General features: G+C 63.3%; 20 protein-coding genes. 8 read left to right on the top strand and 12 right to left on the bottom strand.

Translation table 11 applies throughout. The features are described from left to right. The first annotated feature begins 38 nt into the window (after nt 1-38). The gene (locus tag E4662_RS21340) at nt 39-845 is read left to right on the top strand and encodes a metallophosphoesterase family protein (RefSeq protein WP_136443658.1); all 807 of its coding nucleotides are present in this window, start codon (nt 39-41) and stop codon (nt 843-845) included. Here E4662_RS21340 and E4662_RS21335 read toward each other — a convergent pair. Together E4662_RS21335 and E4662_RS21330 are read right to left on the bottom strand one after the other, a co-directional pair. Then, nucleotides 842-1,786 (bottom strand): alpha/beta fold hydrolase, encoded by a 945-nt coding sequence (locus E4662_RS21335; protein ID WP_136443657.1) that lies wholly within the window; start codon nt 1,784-1,786, stop codon nt 842-844. The genes E4662_RS21340 and E4662_RS21335 overlap by 4 nt on opposite strands. Before the next feature lie 2 nt (nt 1,787-1,788). Continuing rightward, on the bottom strand, nt 1,789-2,712 hold the full coding sequence (locus E4662_RS21330; protein WP_136443656.1) for a homoserine O-succinyltransferase: 924 nt from the start codon (nt 2,710-2,712) through the stop codon (nt 1,789-1,791). A 119-nt stretch (nt 2,713-2,831) separates the two neighbouring features. On the opposite strand from E4662_RS21330, the gene E4662_RS21325 reads away from it, so the two are divergent. Next, on the top strand, nt 2,832-3,398 hold the full coding sequence (locus tag E4662_RS21325; RefSeq protein WP_136443655.1) for a hypothetical protein: 567 nt from the start codon (nt 2,832-2,834) through the stop codon (nt 3,396-3,398). A gap of 3 nt (nt 3,399-3,401) precedes the next feature. Here E4662_RS21325 and E4662_RS21320 read toward each other — a convergent pair whose 3' ends face one another. The 5 genes from E4662_RS21320 to E4662_RS21300 form a co-directional block, all read right to left on the bottom strand. Further along, nucleotides 3,402-3,848, bottom strand: coding sequence for a peptide deformylase (locus E4662_RS21320; RefSeq protein ID WP_168798040.1), 447 nt, complete (start codon nt 3,846-3,848; stop codon nt 3,402-3,404). 172 nt (nt 3,849-4,020) lie between these two features. Beyond that, nucleotides 4,021-4,875 carry an ATPase gene (locus E4662_RS21315; RefSeq protein WP_136443653.1) on the bottom strand — a complete coding sequence of 285 codons (855 nt, stop codon included), beginning with the start codon at nt 4,873-4,875 and terminating at the stop codon, nt 4,021-4,023. Between the two features lie 51 nt (nt 4,876-4,926). Then, complete coding sequence (locus E4662_RS21310) at nt 4,927-5,829, bottom strand: DMT family transporter (RefSeq protein ID WP_136443652.1); 903 nt, start codon at nt 5,827-5,829, stop codon at nt 4,927-4,929. A 106-nt stretch (nt 5,830-5,935) separates the two neighbouring features. Further along, nucleotides 5,936-7,192: a hypothetical protein gene (locus tag E4662_RS21305; RefSeq protein WP_136443651.1), complete on the bottom strand. Its 1,257-nt coding sequence runs from the start codon at nt 7,190-7,192 to the stop codon at nt 5,936-5,938. Nucleotides 7,193-7,329: 137 nt separating this feature from the next. Next, nucleotides 7,330-8,217, bottom strand: a complete 888-nt coding sequence (locus E4662_RS21300) for a DMT family transporter (RefSeq protein ID WP_136443650.1) — start codon at nt 8,215-8,217, stop codon at nt 7,330-7,332. 220 nt (nt 8,218-8,437) lie between these two features. Between E4662_RS21300 and E4662_RS21295 the strand changes: the two genes are divergently transcribed. Beyond that, complete coding sequence (locus E4662_RS21295; RefSeq protein WP_136443649.1) at nt 8,438-9,244, top strand: DUF2189 domain-containing protein; 807 nt, start codon at nt 8,438-8,440, stop codon at nt 9,242-9,244. Between the two features lie 161 nt (nt 9,245-9,405). On the opposite strand, the gene ilvN is transcribed toward E4662_RS21295, so the two are convergent. The 3 genes from ilvN to E4662_RS21280 all read right to left on the bottom strand — a co-directional run bounded on the left by ilvN (nt 9,406) and on the right by E4662_RS21280 (nt 13,607). After that, nucleotides 9,406-9,966, bottom strand: a complete 561-nt coding sequence (ilvN, locus tag E4662_RS21290; protein ID WP_136443648.1) for an acetolactate synthase small subunit — start codon at nt 9,964-9,966, stop codon at nt 9,406-9,408. 34 nt (nt 9,967-10,000) lie between these two features. Beyond that, a complete protein-coding gene (locus E4662_RS21285; RefSeq protein WP_136443647.1) occupies nt 10,001-11,791 on the bottom strand; it encodes a tetratricopeptide repeat-containing sulfotransferase family protein in 1,791 nt (596 codons plus the stop codon). A gap of 61 nt (nt 11,792-11,852) precedes the next feature. Continuing rightward, nucleotides 11,853-13,607: an acetolactate synthase 3 large subunit gene (locus tag E4662_RS21280; RefSeq protein WP_136443646.1), complete on the bottom strand. Its 1,755-nt coding sequence runs from the start codon at nt 13,605-13,607 to the stop codon at nt 11,853-11,855. Nucleotides 13,608-14,003: 396 nt separating this feature from the next. On the opposite strand from E4662_RS21280, the gene amrA reads away from it, so the two are divergent. Beyond that, nucleotides 14,004-15,392 (top strand): AmmeMemoRadiSam system protein A, encoded by a 1,389-nt coding sequence (amrA, locus tag E4662_RS21275; RefSeq protein WP_136443645.1) that lies wholly within the window; start codon nt 14,004-14,006, stop codon nt 15,390-15,392. A 117-nt stretch (nt 15,393-15,509) separates the two neighbouring features. Continuing rightward, nucleotides 15,510-15,731 carry a hypothetical protein gene (locus E4662_RS21270; protein ID WP_136443644.1) on the top strand — a complete coding sequence of 74 codons (222 nt, stop codon included), beginning with the start codon at nt 15,510-15,512 and terminating at the stop codon, nt 15,729-15,731. Between the two features lie 287 nt (nt 15,732-16,018). Here E4662_RS21270 and E4662_RS21265 read toward each other — a convergent pair whose 3' ends face one another. Both E4662_RS21265 and E4662_RS21260 read right to left on the bottom strand, forming a co-directional pair. Further along, nucleotides 16,019-16,921 (bottom strand): 5-dehydro-4-deoxyglucarate dehydratase, encoded by a 903-nt coding sequence (locus E4662_RS21265; protein WP_206080329.1) that lies wholly within the window; start codon nt 16,919-16,921, stop codon nt 16,019-16,021. A gap of 12 nt (nt 16,922-16,933) precedes the next feature. Next, entirely contained in the window at nt 16,934-17,731 is a 798-nt protein-coding gene (locus tag E4662_RS21260; protein WP_136443642.1) for an NAD-dependent epimerase/dehydratase family protein, read from the bottom strand. A gap of 156 nt (nt 17,732-17,887) precedes the next feature. On the opposite strand from E4662_RS21260, the gene E4662_RS21255 reads away from it, so the two are divergent. The 3 genes from E4662_RS21255 (at nt 17,888) to E4662_RS21245 (ending at nt 22,211) form a co-directional block, all read left to right on the top strand. Next, nucleotides 17,888-18,586 (top strand): FadR/GntR family transcriptional regulator, encoded by a 699-nt coding sequence (locus tag E4662_RS21255; RefSeq protein WP_136443641.1) that lies wholly within the window; start codon nt 17,888-17,890, stop codon nt 18,584-18,586. 52 nt (nt 18,587-18,638) lie between these two features. Then, nucleotides 18,639-19,787 carry an RsmB/NOP family class I SAM-dependent RNA methyltransferase gene (locus E4662_RS21250; RefSeq protein ID WP_136443640.1) on the top strand — a complete coding sequence of 383 codons (1,149 nt, stop codon included), beginning with the start codon at nt 18,639-18,641 and terminating at the stop codon, nt 19,785-19,787. 120 nt (nt 19,788-19,907) lie between these two features. Next, on the top strand, nt 19,908-22,211 hold the full coding sequence (locus E4662_RS21245) for a hybrid sensor histidine kinase/response regulator (RefSeq protein ID WP_240705278.1): 2,304 nt from the start codon (nt 19,908-19,910) through the stop codon (nt 22,209-22,211). The last annotated feature ends 150 nt before the right edge of the window (nt 22,212-22,361 follow it).

Below are 22,361 nucleotides of genomic sequence, written 5' to 3'. Positions count from 1 at the left end.
TTATGGGGGCGCGGCCCTTCAGGATCAAGGGCGGGCCAATGCTGACCGAACGCATTTTTCGAGGGGACTTGCCCGCAGGCGGGCCGCTGCTGATTTTCGGTGGGCCCTATTCCAATCTGCACGCCACGCGCGCGATGCGGGCAGAAGCTGACCGGCGGGGTATCCCGGCGGATCGCACCATTTGCACCGGCGATGTGGTGGCCTATTGCGCGCATCCCGAAGAGACTGTGGCCGAGGTGCGCGATTGGGGCTGCCATGTGATTGCGGGCAACGTGGAGCGGCAGCTGGGCGAGGGGGCGCTGGACTGCGGTTGCGGCTTCGAGGAAGGCACGGCTTGCGATCTGCTGTCTGCGGGCTGGTACGCCCATGCCAACGCTCAGGTGAGCGCAGAGACGCGGAGCTGGATGGCCGGTCTGCCGGATGTTCTGATACTCGGGTCGCAATGGGGCAGGCTGGGTTTTGTCCATGGCGGCACCCGCGCGGTGAACCGCTTTCTCTGGCCGGACACGCCGGATGCCGTGCTGCGCGCAGAGATTGCGCATCTGGATGCGCAGCCTGCGTACGTCTTTGCCGGGCATAGCGGCATTCCGTTTCAGCGCCGCGTGGCGGACACGTTCTGGGTCAACGCCGGTGTGATTGGCATGCCGCCTCATGATGGCCGGACCGAGACGCGCTACGCGGTCCTGCACGAGGACGGTCAGGTCGAGATTTGCACGCTGACTTATGACGCCGAAGGGGCCGCCGCCGCCATGGAAACCGCGCACCTGCGGCAAGGCTATCACACGGCCTTGCGATCCGGCTTCTGGCCCTCCGAAGACATCCTGCCCGCCGCGTTCCGGCGCTAACGCAATCCCGCGCGCGCCGCTGCCCGGTGGATGGCTTCGACCACCGCGCCGGGGCGGTTGTGGTTGGGCATGTGGCCGATGCCGTCGAGCAGAGTGATCTCTGCCGTGGGATGAACCTGCGCAAAGGGAATGCCGTGGATTGCGGCGCTCACCGTGTCATCTGCCGTGCCGTGCAGAAGCTCAATGGGCATGGTCAGCCGGTCATAGTCTTTCGACAGCGCCGTCATCTCCGCCAGAAGCCGCGCGCGCTGGATTGCGTTTTCGCGCAAGGATACCCGGCGCAGAGTCAGGGGCGGGCCAAAATGGGCGGCGTAGCCGTCTGGTTCTTCTTGCGGGACAAAAACCTCCGCCACGTTCCGCTCCACCACGCGATCGGGAACAAAGGCGGTGATCAGCGGGATCGCCACCGGCCCCAGAACAGGGTTCGACAGGACACGATAATAGGTGCTGAGCGGCGTGTCCCACGGGTAGACGGGCGCGGCCAGCAGCATCAGCGCCGAGACATCCTCGGGCCGCGACACACCCCAGGCCAGTGCCACCGCGCCGCCATAGGAATGGCCCATGACAATCGGCTTCTCGATGCCCAGAGCCTCCGCCGCCTGCGCCAGAAGATCCGCTTGCCGGGTGATTGTCGGATTGTCGAGCGCATCCGTGTAGCCAAGTCCGGGCCGGTCAAAGGCAATCACCCGGTAGTCCTGCGCCAGCCGCTCCATCAGCTGAAACGTCATGTCGCGCAGGTTTCCCGATGAGCCATGCAGCAGCACCAGATCCGGCCCCGCGCCGCGCATCACGTAATGCACGCGGGTGCCGTCCACCTCGATGAAATCCCCCACGGGCGGGAAATCCCGCAGCGCCGCTGCCTCGTGCCGCGCGGCCCGAACGAGGGTGACAGCCGCCAGCAGCGCCGCCAATCCCGCCAGAACAAGCAGCGCCTTGAGCATGATCACTCTTGTCCGATCTTCGTCAGATCAAACGGCGTTGTCTGGTATATCTCGTTGATCCAGTTGCCATAAAGCAGATGCGCATGGCTTCGCCAGCGGTTCGACGGCGGACGCGACGGATCATCATCGGGGTAATAATTCGCCGGAACGTTGATCGGCGTGCCCTCGGCCACGTCCCGATCATACTCCTGCTTTAGCGTATCGGAATCATACTCAAAGTGGTTGAAGATATAGAGCGCGCGATGCGCCGGATCTTCCACAAGGCAGGGGCCGGTGTCCGCGCTGTCGATCAGGATCGGCAGACCGGCGGCCTCGATTTCTTCGCGCTTCAGCTCGGTCCAGCGCGATACCGGTATGACCATATCATCCGAGAACCCCCGCAGGTACGGCGAGGCGGCGGCCTGATTGTGGTGCCGAACGCAGCCAAAGGCCTTGTGGTCCAGCATGTGCTTGGCCACGCCATGGAAGTGGTTGATCATCGCCATCCCGCCCCAGCATACGCCAAAGGTGGAATGCACATGGCCCTGCGTCCAGTTGAAGACGCGGGTCAGCTCTTCCCAATAGGTCACCTCGTCAAACGGCAGATGTTCGATCGGCGCGCCGGTGATGATCAGCCCGTCGAACTTGTCGCCGCTGGCCTCCACTTCCGAAAACGGACGGTAAAACGTCTCCATGTGATCGGCGGCGGTGTTGCGGGTCTGGTGCTCGCTCATGCGGATGAGCGACAGTTCGATCTGCAAAGGCGTCGCGCCGATCAGCCGGGCAAACTGGTTCTCGGTCTGGATCTTCTTCGGCATCAGATTGAGCAGCCCGATGCGCAAAGGCCGGATGTCCTGCCGCGCCGCCTGACGCTCACCCATGACCATGACGCCCTCGCGCGCGAGCACGTCGTAGGCGGGCAGGTCGGATGGCAGTTTGATGGGCATGGAACACTCCGGGGTTGAAACGTTTGACGGATGTAGGCGATCCGGCGCGGCGCGGCAAGGTGGGGTTGACCGGGAAGGGCAATGGCGGAACAGTTTGAATTCTATTTCAGGAGGACCCGATGATCCGAACCGCCTTTGTTTTCATGTCATTGCTCATCGCCGCTCCGTTGCAGGCCGAAGAGGACCCGATGGCCATGCAGCGCTGCGTCTGGGCCTGTCTTGCCAACTTCGGCCCGGCGGACAATCCGGCCTACGCGCAATGCGTGGCGGAGCACTGCTCGGACATCGGAGCGGAAGCGCCTGAGATCGCTTGGGAAAACGGCGCGCTCAAGAACGGCACGCGCTACGCCGGGGTCAACACGCCGGACGGATCACGCGGGCTTTATTACTTCTGCAACAAGACCGGACGCAGCGATTTGATGATTGCCGGCGTGCCGGAGGTGGCCGGAAGCTGGAGCCTCGCATTTGGCGAAGGGGAGGAGACCAGCAACACGCACATGGGCTGGCATTTCACCCCTGTGCGCAACGGGGTTGCCGTGTCCGTACCCAGTGATCACGCGGTGTTTACGCAGTTACGCAGCCGCGCGGAGGTGGCGATTGCCGATGAGGGCGGAGCAACGCGCTTCACACTGCCACTTCGAGGGTCCACAGCGGCCTTGCTGCGGACTTTGGCGGGCTGTTCCTGACGGTCAGTGCAGGGTGCGCGTCTCAGCGTTGGAAACGCCGTCCAGCACGTCAATCTGCGCTTGCAGGCCCACCGCCAGCGGCCCGTCTGCCTCCAGCGTAACGGTCTCGCCTTCGAGCGTTTCAAAGACCACATCAACAGAGGTGAAACGGAACACCGGGGCGGAGCCGGGGAAGAGGCTCGCCTGATCGGTCACACCTTCATGTCCGCCGGTGATGCGCGGATTGACCAGCGCCAGCGCGCGCCAAGTGCCCGAGGCGTCGGGCAGGTCCACCACCGTCAGCCGCTCGGGCCGTCCGATGGCCGAAGCCGAAAGCGCCACGCCGCCCGCCTCGGACATGATGTCAAAGAGCAGATGTGCCAGCTCTGCAATCCGCCCGTCAAACTCGGTGACGGTCTGCGAGGTCAGGCTCAGGGGCGCGGGTGTGATCGGTGTATTAAAGGCGGTCATAGTCATCCTCCGGGACTACTCGGGTAGGAGGATTTTCTTTGATTCTCAATCGATTCGGAGAATGGGTTAACAGAATCTTGTGGGCGAATCCGCGGGGTTTCCTGTGGATGAATTGTGTATGAAAGTCGGTTCGAAGGACGGCTCGGCCTAAACCGACCCGCGCACATGCGCCTTACTTCAAAGCCGCCGCAATCACCGCGTCGAAATCCGCCTCGTCCCGCACCGTGGCCACGTCAGAGGCTTCCACCGTCACCCCCCATTTCGCCGCCATCGCTTTATAGAGCGGCTGGCGGTGCGCCAGCGCCTTGGCATAGGTCCAGCGGATGAAGGCATCGGGGTCCACCTCCGCCTCCGCGCAACCCTGTTCGTCCAGATAGGCCCGCCACGCCCCGTCCAGAAACGCGGGCTGATAGGCCATCGGTTTCGGGGCCTGATCAAAGCGCCGGATCAGCTCTTCGGTGTGCGCCTCGTCGCCCTTGATCCAGACCATCAGCGCCACGTCCGAAAGCGCTTTCAGGATCGGATCAGCCGGATCGCTCGGGTCCACCCATTCACAGATGCTCCCGCCGGTGTCGCAGACAAAATGCGGATAGCCATACAGCGCCTCGGCCCGGTCGATGAAATAGGGCGTGTCGAGCAAAGCCTGCCGCTCCGCGCGCTCGAACTGCGCCTGACGGCGGCGGTACTCTTCGATCTCGACGCCGCCTTTGTCCGGATCGCCGGGTTTGCCAAGGTAGGTCGAGACGGGCGTGAGATTGTCGAAGGTGATGTTGGAGCCGATGAAAATCGAATCCGACATCAGAAGATCGCGCAGGAACGGCACCTTCATCGCCTCGCGCTTGGCATTGTCGGCGATGAACTCGCCCATGTATCGCGTGCCGATGCGGTAATCGATGGAGTAGTGAAACCAGTTGCCCGAGCCGCGCAGAAGGTTCGAGACATGGGTCTTGCCCAGCCCCGACATGGCGAAAATCACGGCGCGCTTGTGCGGGGCGCTGCGCCAATCGGCGGCGGAATTGTAGAGCATGCCATCCCTCATCTGACTTCAGGCATGGATTACGCGCGGGGGCGGGCGGCGTCAAACCCTGTTGCGCCGCAGAACCCTGCCATCGATGATCGCAAGGCCCATAACCAGCAGGGCAAAGCCCGCATAAGCGGCAGGCCCGAGGCTTTCGCCGCGAAAAGCCGCGCCCAGCACAATGGCAATGGGCGGGATCATCAGGGTGACCAGCAGGAGGTTGCCGCTGCCCGCCATTTTCAGCACGCGATAATAGAGCAGATAGGCCAGCGCCGTCGCGAGCGCTGCGTAATAGGCAATGCCGGTCCAGGCGGACGCGCTGAGCGCTACGGGCGGCACCCCTTCGACCAGCAAGGTGAGCGGCAGCATCACGGCGGTGGAGGCGGTCAACATGCCAAAGGCAGCGGCGAGCGGCGAGAGACCGGAGAGCTGCGCACGCGCCCAGACCCCCGCAAAGGCATAAGACAGGGTTCCGGCCAGAACGGCGATCTGCGCCAGAGACGTCACGCTGAAGCCGGTGAGCGCGCCCGGCCCGATGGTGAGCGCCACGCCCGCAAAGCCGAGGCTGACCCCAAGTGCCTTGCGCGCCGTCAGCCGCTCATCGGCAAAGACCATGGCCGCGATCAACACGCCGAAAATCGCCGTGGTGGCGTTGAGAATGGCGGTCAGACCGGATTCGATGTGCAGCTGGCCCCAGGCCATCAGCGTGAAGGGAATGACGTTGTTCAAAAGCCCCATCACCATTAGCCGCCCCCAGAGCGCCGCGCCCTTTGGCAAGGCCGCCCCTTGCCAGCGCAGCACCATCAGCAGGATCAGGGCCGCAGGCGCGGTGCGATAAAGCACGGACGTCAGCGGGCCGATCTCGTCCAGTGCGGTGCGAATGGCCAAAAAGGAGCCGCCCCAGACAAGGGCCAGCAGCAGAAGTTCGGCCCAGGCGCGAGCGGAGAGAGAGGTCTGTGTCATACAAGGGGTGTCCCACGCGCGCGCCCCGCAAACGATCCGAATCCTGCGCAAAGAAAAACGCGCGGGGGCCGGGCCACCGCGCGTCTCTCAAATCTTTGAAACCGGATCAGAAATTCGCGGTGTAAGACACCCCGACGCCCCATGCGGAGTTGCCGGTGAACTCGGTGCCCGAGGCATCCGTCGCATCGCCAAGCTTCACGTATTCCGCGCCAACCCGCAGCTTGTGCGCGCCTTCGGTGAACTGTGCGCCGATGCCGAAGGACGTGCGCCCGTCGGTCGGGGCCAGACGCGAAGCCACGCCGCCGTCGCCAGCCTCGTAGGTGACCTGCGCAAAGGCGGAGAGGTTGTCGTTGAACTGTTTGCCGATGCCCAGCTTCCAGGTGATCGTATCGGAATCGAAGCCGGTGACCTCGTCGCCCGTAACCGATTCATAGCCCGGCGTGCGCACTTCCCAGGCGGACCATTCCGTCCACTTGACGCCACCAAACAGCAGCGTGCCTGCCGCAATGCCGGTCTGGAAGTCGAGCGCCAGCGACTGCGGCATTTCAATTTCCGTGGTGCTGTCCGTCGGGATGCCAAAGAAGGGCAGGGACTCCGTGGTGCCGAACTTGTGCGTCACGGCGCTCTCGTAGGTCAGCGCAACGCGCAGAGCGATGTCCGGGATTTCGTAAGCCGCCCCGATGGTGTAGCCGAAGTCGCCGCGCTGCGCGCCGTTCGCGGTGTACTGGAACGCGCCCGGTGCAGCGGTTGCCACGGCGGTGCCATAGGCGGTTGTCTGTGCCAGTTGCGTTTGCAGCGCGATCAGGCGCGGGTCGGTAGCCGGTGCGCCTGCCGCGGTCAGCTGCGCAATGCCCGCCTGAATTTGCGTGATGCCTGCGGCCACACCGGCGGCAGTGCTCGCCCGGATCATCTGGTCAGGAATGACGATATCCGCTGTCGACAGCACGTAGCGCGCGCCGCCAAACACCGAGAAGCGATCCGCGATCTTGTACTTGGCGATCAGCGAGGTCTGCTTGGACTGCCAGTCCGCCGTCAGCCCGGTGTAGAAGCCCTGCGAGTAGGCGGCATTCGCGCCATAGGCCTGGTTGTGATAAATGCCGAGCGAGAGCTTGTCGTTCAGATCGGTCTTGGCCGAAAAGCTGAAGCTGCCATAGCTGCGCGCCATGTTCCCGGTGCTGCCACCGCCCAGCGCAGGCGCATATTCACCGGATACCGTCGGCGTCACGATGGCATGGCCAAGGCTGAACGCGTTGCCCGGGGTGAACAGGAAACCGTAGTCGTTGCTGGACCGCTCGATACCACCTGCAGTTGCGGCTGTGGTGGTCAGGGCCAGTGCGGTGGCCCCCAGTGTGGCTTTGTACATAATATCCCTCATCCCTGTCTGGGAAGTCTCTGTTGATCGGCCCGAGTGAAGGCCGCCTCCTGCGCATACGCTAGGGTGCCGGGGGGGAATCGGTCAATCTTTGACCATACGTCAGCTTGACGTGTCGCGACGCTGCGTCACGTTTTTGTAACAGGCGCGTTTTTCGCCGAATCCCGCGTCTCTCTGAGGATATTCAGGTAGTTGGCCCCGAAGATCACCACGGCTCCCAAAAACACCCATGGGTCCAAGTCTTCGCTGTAGAGCAGCATTCCGACCAAGGCAATAACCGGCAAGCGTGCAAAGTCGATTGGCATGACAACTGTAGCGGGGGCAAGGGACAGCGCCGTGGTCAGGCAGAAATGCGCCACCAGCCCGGCAAAGGCGATCACGGCGATCCAGGGCAGGCTGGCCGGATCGGGCACGGCGATATCGCCATCGAACCCGGCACAGAGCAATCCGAAGACAGCCTGCATGGCAGTCAACCAAAAGAGGATCTGCGTGATCGGCTCCGTCCGCGTCAACCGGCGGGTGAAAACAGCGGAACCGGCAAAGCCAATAGCGGCCAGCGCAGCAGCGACCAGCCCGATGTGAAAGGTCTCCGGACTGGGCCGGGCCACGATCAGGATGCCGATGAAGCCCCCGATAGCCGCCAGCGCCCGCCCCATGGTCAGCCGCTCACCCAGCACCAGCGGGCTGAGCAGCATCACCCAGAGCGGCGAGGTGAACTCCAGCGCAAACACCTGCGCCAGCGGCACCACGGTGATGGCATAGAACCACAGGTTCTGCCCGGCAAAATGCGAAATGTTGCGCAGCCCGTGAAGGCCCATCCTGCGCACGCCGATCTGGTGCCGCGTCCCGAAGGCGCTCGCCACGGCCACAACGATCACAATGCCGATCAGGGAGCGATAGAGCATGATTTCGAAGGTATCGAGATCAAGGCTGACCGCCCGCCCGGCCACGGCCATGCAGGTGAACGAGACAATCGTGCCGATCATCCAAAGACAACCGCGCAGGGTGTCGTGCATGGAGCTGGTCCTCTTGTGCCGGAAACGCGGCGCAATAGCCGCGCCGCTCAGAGGTGACAGAGCGGCGATGGATTGGCAAGGGCAGGGCGCATGCGTCCGGTCTTTACCACGGCATACCTCCGCCATCACCGGCCCTTAAAAGATGTTTTTCAAAGGCATGTTGTCTGTCCGCGTCATATCGCATTTACTGAATGCCGGAGGAGAGGAAAGGGAGCTTTTGATGCCAGACACACCGAAACCGGGGGTGCCGGACCTGGCACGGGTCGATGTTGCGCTGCTGCGCGAAGCGCTCCGGCGCGGCGCACGGGATCTGCGCAAGGCACCGGGCTTCGCGCTTTTGTTTGCAGGGGTTTACGTGCTCGGCGGCTGGCTGATGACATGGATCACAGCCATCACGGGCCAATCCTACTGGCTGGTCTTTGCCGCCGTCGGCTTCCCGATGATCGGCCCGTTCGCGGCCGTCGGCTTCTACGATGTCTCGCGCCGCATCGAAGCAGGCCAGCCGCTCGACTGGATGCAGATCACCAGCGTCGTTCTGCGCCAATCAAAACGGCAATTGCCCTCGATCAGCGCCATCATTATCGTGGTCTTCCTGTTCTGGTTCTTCCTCGCCCATATGATCTTTGCCCTGTTCCTTGGCCTGTCGACCATGACCAACGTCTCCAGCTCCTTCGAGGTCTTCTTGACAGGCAACGGGCTGACAATGCTGGTGGTCGGCACGGTGGTCGGCGCGGGCTTTTCCGTATTGCTCTACATGATTACGGTGCTGTCGCTGCCGATGCTTCTGGACCGCGAAATCGACTTCGTCACGGCCATGATCACCTCGTTCCAATATGTCGCCAGCCACCCGATCCCGATGCTCGGCTGGGCCGCCTTCATCGCGGTCTTCACGCTGATCTCGATGCTGCCGTTCTTTGTCGGCCTGCTGATCTCTCTGCCGCTGCTCGGCCATGCCACCTGGCATCTCTACGACATGCTGGCCTACGGCGTGGAACGCGGCGCCCCGCAAGCCGCTCCTGCCGAATAACCCGGGCACGCGCCGAAAACCGGCTCGCCCCGGTTTCTTTGGGCCACAAATACCTCGGGGAGTCGCGGCCCTGCCGCGACGGGGCAGCGCCCCAAAACAAAACGCGCGCCCGAAGGGCGCGCGCCGGTCGGATCAGGAATGGTCCGAAACCTCTCGAAAGATCACGCGCCGCGGGCGAGGGCGGCAACCCCGGTCCGGGCGATCTCGGTCAGCCCGAGGGGCCGCATCAGTTCGGCAAAGGCGTCAATTTTTTCGGACGGGCCGGTGAGCTGGAAGACAAAGCTTTCCAATGTCGAATCCACCACCTGCGCGCGGAAGATGTCCGCCAGACGCAGCGCCTCGACCCGCTTGTCGCCCTGACCCGCGACCTTGAGCAGCGCCAGTTCGCGCTCCACCGCAGCGCCTTCGACGGTCAGATCGTGCACGTCATGCACCGGCACGATGCGGCCCAGCTGCGCCTTGATCTGTTCGATCACCTGCGGCGTGCCGGTGGTCACAATGGTGATGCGGGAAAGGTGCCCTTCGTGGTCCACCTCCGCCACGGTCAGGCTTTCGATGTTGTAGCCCCGGCCGGAAAACAGCCCGATCACACGGGCCAGAACCCCCGGCTCGTTTTCCACCAGCACCGCCAGCGTATGGCTCTCCTGAACATCCGAAAAGCTCGGGCGCAGGTTGTAGGCAGAGTGCTTCGTGGAGCCTTTTTTGATGTTGAGCGCCGACATCGGTCGTTCCTTTCCTCAGTTTTGCCGGGCGCCGTCAGACGGCGTAGCCCCAGCGGTCAATCCATGGGCTCAGCCGGTCCAGCACCGGCTGCAGGTCTGTCTCGTAGCGTTTCCAGCGGCCATCGGCGCCGGTATACAGCGTTTCGGTCACCTGCCGATAGCTCGGCGTGCGGACCATCGGGCGGGCTTTGACGGTTTTCTGGTAATCCGCCATTTCGTCGCGCCATGTCAGGCCGAGGTGATCCAGCACCGGCTCCACCGCGCCGCGCAGATCGCGGATCAGATGTTCGTAGCGGATCTCCACCACGCTCAGACCCAGCCGCGCGCGGTAGCCTTCAAACAGGGTAAAGGCCTTGTCATAGGCTTCCGCCGCGCTGTCCAGATCGAGAAAGGTGTTCATCGCGTCATTGGGCCGGAAATTCTGCATGAAGCCGCTCAGCACGCAATCCGCCGGGTGGCGCAGGGCGAGGATGAAGCGCGCATTCGGAAAATGCCGCGCAAGCGTGCCCGCCTCGGTCATGTTGAGCGGCATCTTGTCGATGGCCATCCGGTCGCCCAGCGGTGCGCCGATCTGCGCCTCGAAGGCGGCAAGATAGCCCGCGCGGCGCTCTGCGAGTTGGCTTTCGGTCAGGGCCGAGAGCGCGGCGGCCTCGCCGCTTTCGGGAATGCCGTCCGTCAGCGGGGTAATCAGCGGCTGCTCTTCGACCACCGCCACGCCTTCGTGCCCGCGCAGGATGCTGTCGAGCAGGGTTGTGCCGGAGCGCGGGAAGCCGACGAGGAACACCGGGCCGGGCGCTGCCGGGTCGGTCTGCCAATCCAAGGCATCAAAATCGCTGAGCCCGCCTGCGCGGGCGTCCAGCCGCGTCAGGAAGGGCAGGGGCGTCGTCACATGGTGCAGCCGCGCCTGCGCCGCGTTCATCTCCGCAAAGGCCTGCAAGGCCCCGTCCTGTTGCAACGCGTCAAGTGCCTGCCCGCGCAGCTGCGCCGCGATGGATTGCGAATGCAGCGGCAGGGCAGCGGTGCTCAGGCCGTCCAGCGTCTCCAGTGTCGCCGCAAACTCCTTGCGCCGGGCCAGAAGCCCCGCCTGTTGCAAGCGCAGCAGCGGATCGCCAGGGCAGTGGCGCAGCGCCTCCGTCACCGTGTCGTCCAGATCCTCCAGCCGCGTGCTCTGCTCCAGAGCCCGGCACAGCGCATCCCAGGCCAGCGGGTCTTTGGGATCGAGCGCGCAGGCGTCTCGCAGCGCCGCTTCGCCTTCCGCCACCCGAAGCGCATCAATCAGGGCCAGCCCCAGCGCGCGATGCGCCAGCGCCATTTTCGGCGCCACATCAAGCGCCGCTTCCGCGGCCTGACGGGCGGCATCGGGCTGCTCAAGGCTCAGGTAGAGCGCAGAAATATTCAGATAGCCATCCGGCTGTACAGGATCGACGCGCACCGCGTGGTTGAACGCGCCCAGCGCGTCCTTGGGCCGACCAAGCTGAAACAGCGCATTGCCCAGCGCGTTGGCCGCATCGGCCACATGCGGCTGACGTTGCAGCAGGCTCTGCGCCTCGCTGACGACCTGCCGCCATTGTCCGGCCTCCATCGCCGCCTGAATCGCCTTGGCCGCGCGCTTGTCCTGCGGCGTCAGGCTCACGGCGCGGCGCGCCTCCGGGCCAAGACCGGCCAGCATCTGCCGCGCCGCGCCATTGCGCCCGTCGCGCACCAACACGTTGCGCAACAGCGTCGCCGCCTGCGCCCGCGCGCCTTTCTTGATCAGCGCGCGCGCCTGAGCCACCGGATCCGTCGCCGGGTTCAGAGGGATGAAAGGTTTGGGACCAGAGGCCATGACACCATCGACCGGTTCAAGAGGAAAGGAGGGCTGCCGCGCAACCCTCCTTGCCGTGGTTTTACACCAACACCGCGCCTTTGCCGGCGATGGCGTTGGTTGCCTTGGCGTCGCCGAGCAGCATCTTGTTGTGCGGCTCGCCCGAAGGGATCATGGGGAAGCAGTTTTCGTGCTTTTCCACCAGACAATCAAAGATCACCGGCCCGTCGTAGTTGATCATTTCCATGATCGCATCGTCGAGATCGGCGGGGTCCTTGCAGAGGATGCCCTTGGCGCCAAAGGCTTCGGCGAGCTTGACGAAATCGGGCAGCGCTTCGGACCAGGAGTGCGAGTAGCGCTCGCCGTGCAGCAGCTGCTGCCACTGGCGCACCATGCCGAGGCGTTCGTTGTTCAGGATGAACTGTTTCACCGGCAGACGGTACTGCACCGCCGTGCCCATCTCCTGCATGTTCATCAGCCACGAGGCTTCGCCCGCCACGTTGATCACCAGCGCTTCGGGATGGGCCATCTGAACCCCCACGGAGGCCGGGAAGCCGTAACCCATGGTGCCAAGGCCACCGGAGGTCATCCAGCGGTTCGGATCCTCAAAGCCAAGATACTGCGCCGCCCACATCTGGTGCTGGCCCACTTCGGTACAGACGTAGCGGTCCATGCCCTTGGTCAGCGCCTCAAGGCGTTCCAGCGCGTATTGCGGTTTGATCGTAGTTTCGGAGTTCTTGTAGCTGAGGCAGTTGACCTCTTTCCACGTCTCGATCTGCGACCACCATTTGGCGATGCCTTCGCGGTTGACCTTGCGGCCGCGCGATTTCCACAGGTTCAGCACGTCTTCGAGCACATGGCCCACGTCGCCGACAATCGGGATGTCGGTCTTGATGACCTTGTTGATCGAGGACGGGTCGATGTCGATATGCGCCTTGCGGCTGTTCGGGCTGAACGCATCGAGACGGCCGGTGATCCGGTCATCGAACCGCGCGCCGATGTTGATCATCAGATCACAGCCGTGCATCGCGAGGTTGGCCTCGTAAAGACCGTGCATGCCGAGCATCCCGAGCCACGCCTTGCCCGACGCCGGATAGGCACCAAGCCCCATCAGCGTGGAGGTGATTGGGAAACCGGTGGCTTCAACCAGTTCGCGCAGGAGTTGCGAGGCCGCCGGGCCGGAGTTGATAACGCCGCCGCCGGTGTAGAAAATCGGCTTTTCTGCCGTTTCAATGGCTTCGACCAGCTCCGTGATCATCTCCATGTCACCCTTGACCTGCGGCTGATAGTGGCGCGTGGCCGCTTTCGGCTTGGGCTGGTAGGAGGCAGAGGCGAACTGCACGTCCTTCGGAATGTCGATCAGCACCGGGCCGGGACGGCCGGAGGTCGCCACGTGGAAGGCCTCGTGGATGGTCGAGGACAGGCGCTCTGTCTCTTTGACCAGCCAGTTGTGCTTGGTGCAGGGGCGGGTGATGCCCACGGTGTCCGCTTCCTGAAAGGCGTCGGATCCGATCATGAAGGTCGGCACCTGACCGGTGAGAACCACGATCGGGATCGAATCCATCAAGGCATCGGTGAGGCCCGTCACGGCGTTTGTCGCGCCGGGGCCGGAGGTCACAAGAACAACACCCGGCTTGCCGGTTGCGCGGGCATAGCCCTCAGCCGCATGAACCGCGCCCTGCTCGTGACGCACGAGCACGTGGCGAATGTCGTTTTGCTGAAAAACCTCGTCATAAATCGGTAGGACGGCACCGCCGGGGTATCCGAATACCGTGTCCACGCCCTGATCCTTGAGGGCCTGGACCACCATTTTCGCGCCGGTCATCTGACGTGCCATCGTCTATCTCCAATTTTGACACTTCATTCATGTGCTCACAAAAAAGCCCCCGATTTTGTCGGGGGCGCATGGGTTAACCGTCTGGTTCCGATTACTCGGCCATGCGCCTTTTTCCTACGACTACCACTAGAATGGACATCTTGCGGGGCTCCGGTTTGCGTGCGGGGTGGACATTATGAGCAGGGGGCCGGGGCGTCAACCGCAAATACCCGGAAAAAGTTGCCGCCTGCTGTGATTTTTTTTCCAAATGTTGCGCAAACCCGGTGTTAGCGTGAAACTTTTCGCAAATTGAAAGGGGTCGGCGGTGCGCGCGCGGGTGTTTTGAGGCCGAAAATACATCTTCGCTCCCCGCGATTGGCGCTTTATGGTAGCGGCGCTGCAGAAAGAGGGGCCGGTATGGCAGAGCGTGTCAGTCGAATCGCGGGGCGGTTCTGTCCGCCGGAGCAAGACGCTCTGGATCGGATGCTGGCGGATCTGGCCCGGCCTTTTGCTGCCATGACGCGGGCGGTGCCGGCTGCGCCCAAGGCTATTGTCGCGCCGCATGGTCCCTATGAGCACAGCGGCGCGCTGGCGGCGGCGGCCTGGACGGCGGCGGCGCAATCTCAGCCTGCGCGCATCATCGTCCTGTCCACGGCGCATCACGAAACCTTTGACGGGATCGGCGTGCCGACGGGGCATGACGTGGTGCGGGTTCTGGACAAGCGGGTGCGCATCGACACACGCGCCTGTCAGGCGTTGATCCGCTCCGGCCTTGCCCATGGCGAGGAAACCGCCTTCGAAGATGAACACGGCATTGACGCGCAGCTGCCCTTTGCCCGGCATTTTTTGCCGAAGGTGCCGGTTGTTCCGATCCTGATCGGCCGGACCGATGTGCGCGCGGTGGCGCGGGCGATCGACCGGCTGACGCGGATGCAGGGCGAGACGCTGTTTGTGCTGAGCACCGATCTGAGCCACCTGCATGGCCAGACCCGGGCGCAGAGCCTTGATACCCATTGCGCGCGCCTGCTGGAGACCGGCCAGCCGGAGGCGCTGAGCGGCCTGCATGCTTGCGGGTATCTGGCGCTGGCGGGCTGGCTGACGTCGCAGACCGGGGCGGGGACGCGGGCGTTGCGGCTTGGCCTGCACAGCGCTTATCACGGCACGTCGCGCGCCGGGCAGGGGATCGGCTATGGCGCTTGGGCGCTGTATCCGCCGGGGGCCTCTATCGTGGATACCGCCGCGCGCAAGGCGCTGCTGGAGGTGGCGCGGCAAGGGCTGGTGTCGCGCTGTCGCCGGGGGATCGCGCCGGTGATCGACAGCGATAGTTTCGCGGTGCAGCTGCGCAGCCATGCGGCCAGTTTCGTTGCGCTGAAGCAGCACGGGATGCCACGCGGCTGCGCCGGTTCGATGACCGCCCATGCGCCTCTGGTTCAGGATGTGGTCAAGAACGCGATCAAGGCCGGGTTCGACGACCCGCGTTTCGACCCTATCAAGGACGTGGACCTGCCCGGGCTGAGCCTGTCGATCAGTGTTTTGTCAAACCCTGTACATCTGCCCGTGTCCAGCGAGGCGACGCTGGCTGAGGCATTGCAGCCCGGCATCAGCGGCGTGATCTTGCATGATGCGCGCCAAAGGGCGCTGCTGCTGCCTTCCGAATGGGACAGGCTGGACACGCCGGAGGCGTTTGTGGCCGCGTTGAAGCGCAAGGCGGGATTTGGTGCGCGCGCCTGGGATGAGACGATGCAGGCGCTTGTGTTCCAGACCGAAGCCTTCTCGGAGACGCCCGCACAGGTGGATGTAGCCTGATCCGCAAAGCCGTTTGCAACACTCGCGCGCGGCAACGTGATTGGACCGTGTGCGGGGCTTTGCGGCAAAGTGAACGGGCAAGTTCACTTGAGGACATGGAACACAGAGGTCACGAACATGGCACACAGCATCTTTCATCGCGCGTATTCGGGTCAGCATTCCGGCGTAAAGGCGGTGGCGCTGGCGGCATTGATGGCGGTGGCGGTTCTCATGGGAGACATGCCGCACCCGGTGAGCGGCGAAGCCAGCAACATGGTGAACCCGGTGACGGAACGGCTGGTTCCGGCTCTGTTCAACTTCGCGGATTGCGAGGATGGATCACACGGGGTGGACGTCTGACGCCAGCGTTTTGGCCCGCCACGGCGATGCTCGCCGGACGGGGTTTGCCTATGGGTGATGTGAGAGCCTGAAAAAGGCGGCCGCCCAGGTACGGATCATCAAGGCCGGGGTGTTCAATCCCGGCTTATTCGTCTGATCAGATCGAACATCCCCCGATGGGGCTGCCCGCCTTGGCTTTGATGGAGCCAGAGCGGATTAATCCGAGTGTCAGTGGTACCGCGGGCAAACCTGCCTTTTGTTTGTGAACAAGAGGTTAGGGCAGCGCGCGGTGGGTGCGAGGCCCCCGATCAATCGTATCCGGCCATCAAGGCCCCCAGCATCTCCCGCTCTTCACCGCTCAGATCGGTCAGCGGCGTTCTGACCGGCCCGGTGTCAAAGCCGCGCAGAGCCACGCCTGCCTTGATCGCCGAAACCGCGTAGCCCGTGTTGCGGTCGCGGATCGCGGCAAAAGGATAATAGAAGTCACGCAGCATCTGCTCGCAGGTGGCGTCATCACCCGCGAGGAAAGCCGCGTGGAATTTCAGCGCGGTGTTCGGCACGAAATTGAAGACCGCAGAGGAATAGGTGTCCACCCCGGCGCCGCGATAGGCCTGGGCGAACAATTCGTGCGTCGGCATGCCGCCGATATAGGCGAGGCGGTCGCCGTTATGCACGGTGATGCGCTTGACCGTGTCGATGTCGCCGGTGCCGTCCTTGAAACCGACAAGGTTCGGACAATCGTCGGCCAGCCGCGCCAGAGTTTCAGCCGACACAACCGATTGGCCGCGATTGTAGACAATCACCCCCATGTTGGTGGACTGGCAGACCCGGCGGATATGCGCCTCGATCCCGGCCTGCGGCGCGCCGATCAGGTAATGCGGCAAAAGCAGGATACCATCGCCGCCCGCCGCCTCGATCCCCTGTGCCATGTCGATGGCCATGCGCGTGCCATAACCACATCCGGCGATGATCGGATCGTTGGGTTGTGCCGCCTTCGCGGTTTTGACCACGGCGATCACCTCTTCGGGGGTGAGCGAGAACAGCTCCCCGGTGCCGCCCGCCACAATCAGCCCGGCAACCGGCGTTTGCGACAGCCATTCGAGATGCGCGGCAAAGGCGGCGTGGTTGACGCGATCGTCGGCGTCAAATGGTGTGACAGGAAAGGACAGCAGGCCGGATCGGATGATCCCGCGCAGATCGTTCGGAGCAATCATCGTCAGAGCCTACTCTTCTTCATGGATGTCATCGGTGCAGAACAAACCGCCCTGCCAGAGCACATCAGCGGCATCTGGGGCAGGCTTTGGCATGGCGGCGTCGATCTTGGCGCGGTAGCGCTCGGAGTCGTCCTGCGGTTTCCAGCCGAGCCAGTCGACATTGCTGTTGTCCCAGAACTTCGCGGTGTTGTCCGACATGCCGTAAAGGATCGGGCAGCCGAGTTTGGGCACATCGAAGATCCGGGTGATCATGGCGGCAAAATCATCAAAGCTCATCCATGTGGAGAGCATCCGGTGATTGCGCGGCTCTTCAAAACAGGAGCCGATGCGCACGATGGCGGTCTCCTGTCCGAATTTGTCGTGATAGGCGTGGGCCACCGCTTCGCCAAAGACCTTGGAGATGCCATAAAGCCCGTCCGGGCGCGGGTAGGCCGTGTTGTCGATCACCTGATCCTGCGGATAAAATCCAACGGCATGCACGGACGAGGCGTAGACGATGCGCGGTTTGCCCTGTTTGCGGGCGGCTTCATAGAGGTTGATCACACCCTGAATATTGGCGTTGTTGATCACGGACCATGGCCCTTCGATGGACTTGCCGCCGAAATGCACGATGCCATCACAGCCCTGAACCAGCGCCTCAACCGCCGCCGCATCGCCGAGATCGCATTGGACAAACTCTTCGCTCGGCGAGAGATCGTCCAGCACGGTTTTGTCCGACAACCGTATGGTTTCGGCCAGCGGCGCGAGGCGGCTGCGCAGCGCGGTGCCAAGCCCGCCAGCGGCGCCGGTGATGAGAAGGCGTTTCATGAAAATGCGCTCCTTGGTTGGTTCGATCGTCCGGGCGAGTCAGAGTTGTACTATGGGTATGACCCATTGTTTCCTCAGAATCATTGAAACAGGTTTCAAGTTATCATACAAGTACAGATATAAGTCATATGATTATGGGCGCGGAAGGACGAAGCGGTGATTGTGAAGGCGCAAGGCGGCGATACGCTGACGGAAGCCACGACAAAGGCGCTGTCGGCGCGGATCCTCGGAGGGGAGTTTGCCATCGGGGCACGCCTGCCGAGCGAGGCGCAGCTGTGCACGGCCTATGGCGTCAGCCGCACGGTGGTGCGCGAGGCAGTTGCCGCGCTGCGCGCCGATGGCCTTGTGGAGCCGCGCCGCGGCGCGGGGGTGTTTGTGGTGCGCGACAGTCTCAGCGTCACGGTGCCTTTCGGAGAGATCGATTTTGACCGGCTGTCCTCGGTGATCGAGGTGCTGGAACTGCGCACCGCCATCGAGGTGGAAAGCGCCCGCATGGCCGCCATTCGCCGTTCCGGCGCGCAGATCGAGGCCATCGTGGAGGCGGCGCGGGCGGTGACGGCAGAAGGTCCGGCGGATGCGGATTTTGCCTTTCACGTCGCCATTGCCGAGGCCACAAACAACCCCTGCTTCGTCGAGGCTCTGAAAATGTTCGGCCCCACAGCGATCCCGCGCAAGGCCCTGGAAGACAAGGCTTTGTCCGGCACGCCGCAGGATTACATCGCTTTCATCGACGAGGAACATCAACGCATTGTCGAGGCGCTTCTGGATCAGGACGCAGAGGCGGCGGCACGGGCCATGCGCGGACATCTCGAAGGCGCGCAGAAACGCTATCGCAGGCTGCTTCGCGCGCGGTGACTGGACAGCGGGGGCGCGTCCTGCCACATCGGGCCTCTAAAAGGAGACGCCCATGCAGCCCGCCGCCCGAGTTCAGACCGCCATCGAAATCATTGACCAGATCACCGCCGGCATGGCCGCGGAACGGGCGTTGACCAACTGGGCGCGGGGCGCGCGCTATGCGGGCTCCAAGGATCGGGCAGCGGTGCGCGACATCGTGTTTGATGTGCTGCGGCGCTGGCGCTCGTCGGCGGCGCTCGGGGGCGGCGAGACAGGCCGTGCACGGGTGCTTGGCCTATTGCGCGGGCAGGGGGCGGATCCTGAAGCGCTGTTCATTGGGGGCCGCCACGGGCCGGAGCCTTTGACAGATGACGAACAGGGCAGGGCGCCCGAGGGATTTGAAGCCTGGGATCTGCCCGATTGGCTGGCGGAGCGCTTCTCCGAAAGCCTTGGCGCGCAGGCACCGGATACCGCGCAGGCGCTGCGGGACCGGGCCGAGGTATTCCTGCGGGTCAATCGGCTCAAGGCCGATCTGCCACAGGCACAGGCAGCGCTTTCCGAGGCTGGAATCGAGACGGAGCCCCATCCGCTTGCGCCCGACGCCCTGCGTGTCATCAGCGGCGCCCGTGCCGTGGCCCGCAGCGCGGCCTATGAACAAGGGTTGGTGGAATTACAGGATGTTGCGAGCCAGGCCGTGGTCGACATGCTGCCGCTGGAGCGCGGCATGTCCGTGCTGGATTACTGCGCGGGCGGCGGCGGCAAAACCCTCGCCATGGCGGCGAAATGCCCCGAATGTGAGATCATGGCGCATGATGCAGACCCCCGGCGCATGGCAGACCTGCCGAACCGGGCGGAGCGCGCCGGGGTCAAGGTGCGCACGATCAAAGCGCCGAAAGGTCGGTTCGACCTGGTGCTGGCAGATGCGCCCTGTTCGGGCAGCGGTGCGTGGCGGCGCTCCCCGGAAGGGAAATGGCGCCTGACCGAAGACGCGCTGACCGACCTGACCCACACGCAGGCTGAAATTCTGAAGACCTGCGCGGGTTTGACGGCGCAGGGCGGTGTGCTGGCCTACGCCACCTGCAGCGTTCTGCACGAGGAAAACATGGGTCAGGTTGCGCGCTTCCTGGACGAAAACCCCGGATGGAAAACCCTTGCCTCACGGCAGTTTTTGCCCTCCGATGGGGGTGACGGGTTCTTTATTGTGTGCCTCCAGCGGGGGTGATCACCCTTTGGTTGCATTTTGTTTGTGTTATTTCTGTTTCTGGTTACATTTTGTTTACGGTTAACCAGCGATTAAGGGTCGCCGGTGTTAACTACGGACAAGATTCGAACAGGAGTTGGAATGAGCGCCACATCCTACCAGGAGAGTGACAACAGCCTTGGTCTTGCGTTTCGGTATGGTGCTTTTGCCATGCTGATGATGGCTGCCGCGTCTCTTGTGGCCTCCTGGTTTGTTCAGGAAGGTGTTGTTCGCACGGCACTTCTGGCGGCGACTGGGGCGATGGGCAGCATCGGGATCGGCTGGCTGCTGGCCAAGGCGCTGTCGGATTGGCGACGCATGCGGCGCACAACCTTGCTCATTGATCTGGTCGAGGGTGACCCGGATTATTGTTTTGTCACCGATGGCGAAGGCGGTTTGATCGGCGCGAACAAGACCGCGCGCACCCGCTTTTCCGCGCAACACGGCATGCCGCTCGCACAGGTTTTGCGCGATGTGTTTGCCAGTGCCGAGGGTATTCTGTACCGGCTTCAAAATCGCGCAGAATCAGATGGTTATGCTGTTGAAGACATCACCAGCCACGCAGAGGGGTTTCGTGTCTACACCCGAATTCTGCCCGGTCCAATCGTGTTCTGGCGGCTCGAGCCTGACAGCGCGCAGGCCAGCGCCGCGCGCGGTGATCAGGCAGTTCTGACGCTTGGGCGCAATGGCGCGGTGCTTTACATGAACGCGCGCGCAAGAGAGATCGCGGGCCGCCGCGTGAAGCGGGTCGAGGAAATGATCGAGGACATGCCGCTGCGATCGGGCGGCGTGCACAAGATCGTGACGGCGGATGGGCCTGTTCCGATGCTTCTGCACTGTGCGGAAATTGGCGCGGGTCGGCTTGAGTTGAACCTGCTCTCGATGCCGGAAAAAGCGCAGGACGAGGCGCTGGACGCGGATCTTGACGGTGGTTTTGACAACTTGCCTGTGCCGCTCGTCAAGGTGGATCCCGATGGCACGATCCTGCGCGCCAACCCCGAAGCGCAGCGGATGTTGTCGCTGGACGGGGCCAGCGGCGGCAATCTGGCGGAACATATGGTTGGGCTTGGGCGGGCTCTGGCGGATTGGCTGCAAGAAGCCAGCGAAGGACGCGGGTTGCACCGGTCCGAATTTCTGCGTCTGACGCGCGATGACAAGGACATTTATGTTCAGGTGACGCTCAAGCAGGTCACCGATCACGGCAAATCCTGCCTCGTTGCGGTGCTCAATGACGCGACTGAACTCAAGACGCTCGAGATGCAGTTTGTCCAGAGCCAGAAGATGCAGGCAATTGGTCAGCTGGCCGGCGGGGTTGCACATGATTTCAACAACTTGCTGACCGCCATTTCCGGGCACTGTGACCTGATGTTGCTGCGCCACGACCAGGGCGATCCGGATTACAACGATCTTGTTCAAATCAACCAGAACGCCAATCGCGCGGCCTCGCTGGTGGGGCAATTGCTGGCTTTCTCGCGCAAGCAGAACCTGCGCCGGGAGGTGCTGGACCTGCGGGATACGCTGTCGGATCTCACCCATTTGCTGAACCGGCTGGTAGGCGAACGGGTGTCGCTGACGTTGAAACACGATCCGATCCTGCCGCCGGTGCGCGGGGACAAGCGTCAGCTGGAACAGGTGATCGTGAACCTCGTGGTAAATGCGCGCGATGCGATGCCGGACGGTGGCGAAATCACAGTCGAGACCGAGCGCCGCGTTCTACGGGAGCCTTTGGAGCGGGACCGCGCGGTGGTGGAGCCGGGGGTCTACGTCTCGGTGCGCATCGTCGATCAGGGCACGGGTATTCCGAAGGACAAGCTGCAGAAGGTTTTTGAGCCGTTCTTCACCACGAAACGGCCCGGTGAGGGCACGGGTCTGGGGCTGTCGACGGTCTATGGGATCGTCAAACAGACCGGCGGTTTCATCTTCGTGGACAGCGTCGTGGGGCAGGGCACCTGCTTTACGTTGCTGCTGCCGTCTTTTGAGCCGACGGAGGAGGAGCAGGTTGCCAAGCCGGAGCCGGAAGCCCGCAAGCTGCCGGAGAAAGGCTCGGGTGTTGTGCTGCTGGTCGAGGACGAAGCGCCGGTTCGCGCCTTTGCCGCGAGAGCGTTGCGACTGCGTGGCTACACGGTGATCGAAGCCGAGACCGCCGAAGAGGCGCTGAGCACGCTGGAAGACGATGAGCTGAACGTCGACATCTTTGTCACGGACGTGGTGATGCCGGGTATGGACGGGCCAAGTTGGGTGCGTGAGGCGCGCAAAGCCCGCCCGGATGTGCGCGTTGTCTTCGTTTCGGGCTATGCGGAAGACGCCTTTGGCGAGGGGCGCGATGAGATCCCGAATTCCGTCTTCCTGCCGAAACCCTTCTCGCTGACGGATCTGACGGAAACAGTGCATCAGCAGTTGAACTGACGGCTTGCGCCCTGCTGGGCTTGAATCGCCCGAGGCCGGTTTCACACGCAGCGACGGCGGCGCAACGGGTGGTTTAAAAGCGCCGAACCAAGTTGTGCTGATCAAGGCAACAAACGTGCCAAAACCTGCGAATATTGCTTGGTTTTTTGT

Origin of the sequence: Pacificoceanicola onchidii, assembly GCF_004804335.1 — a bacterium.
Lineage (GTDB): Bacteria > Pseudomonadota > Alphaproteobacteria > Rhodobacterales > Rhodobacteraceae > Pacificoceanicola > Pacificoceanicola onchidii.
Note: the sequence above shows the minus strand (reverse complement) of the source record. Positions and strands in the feature narration are given on the sequence as shown.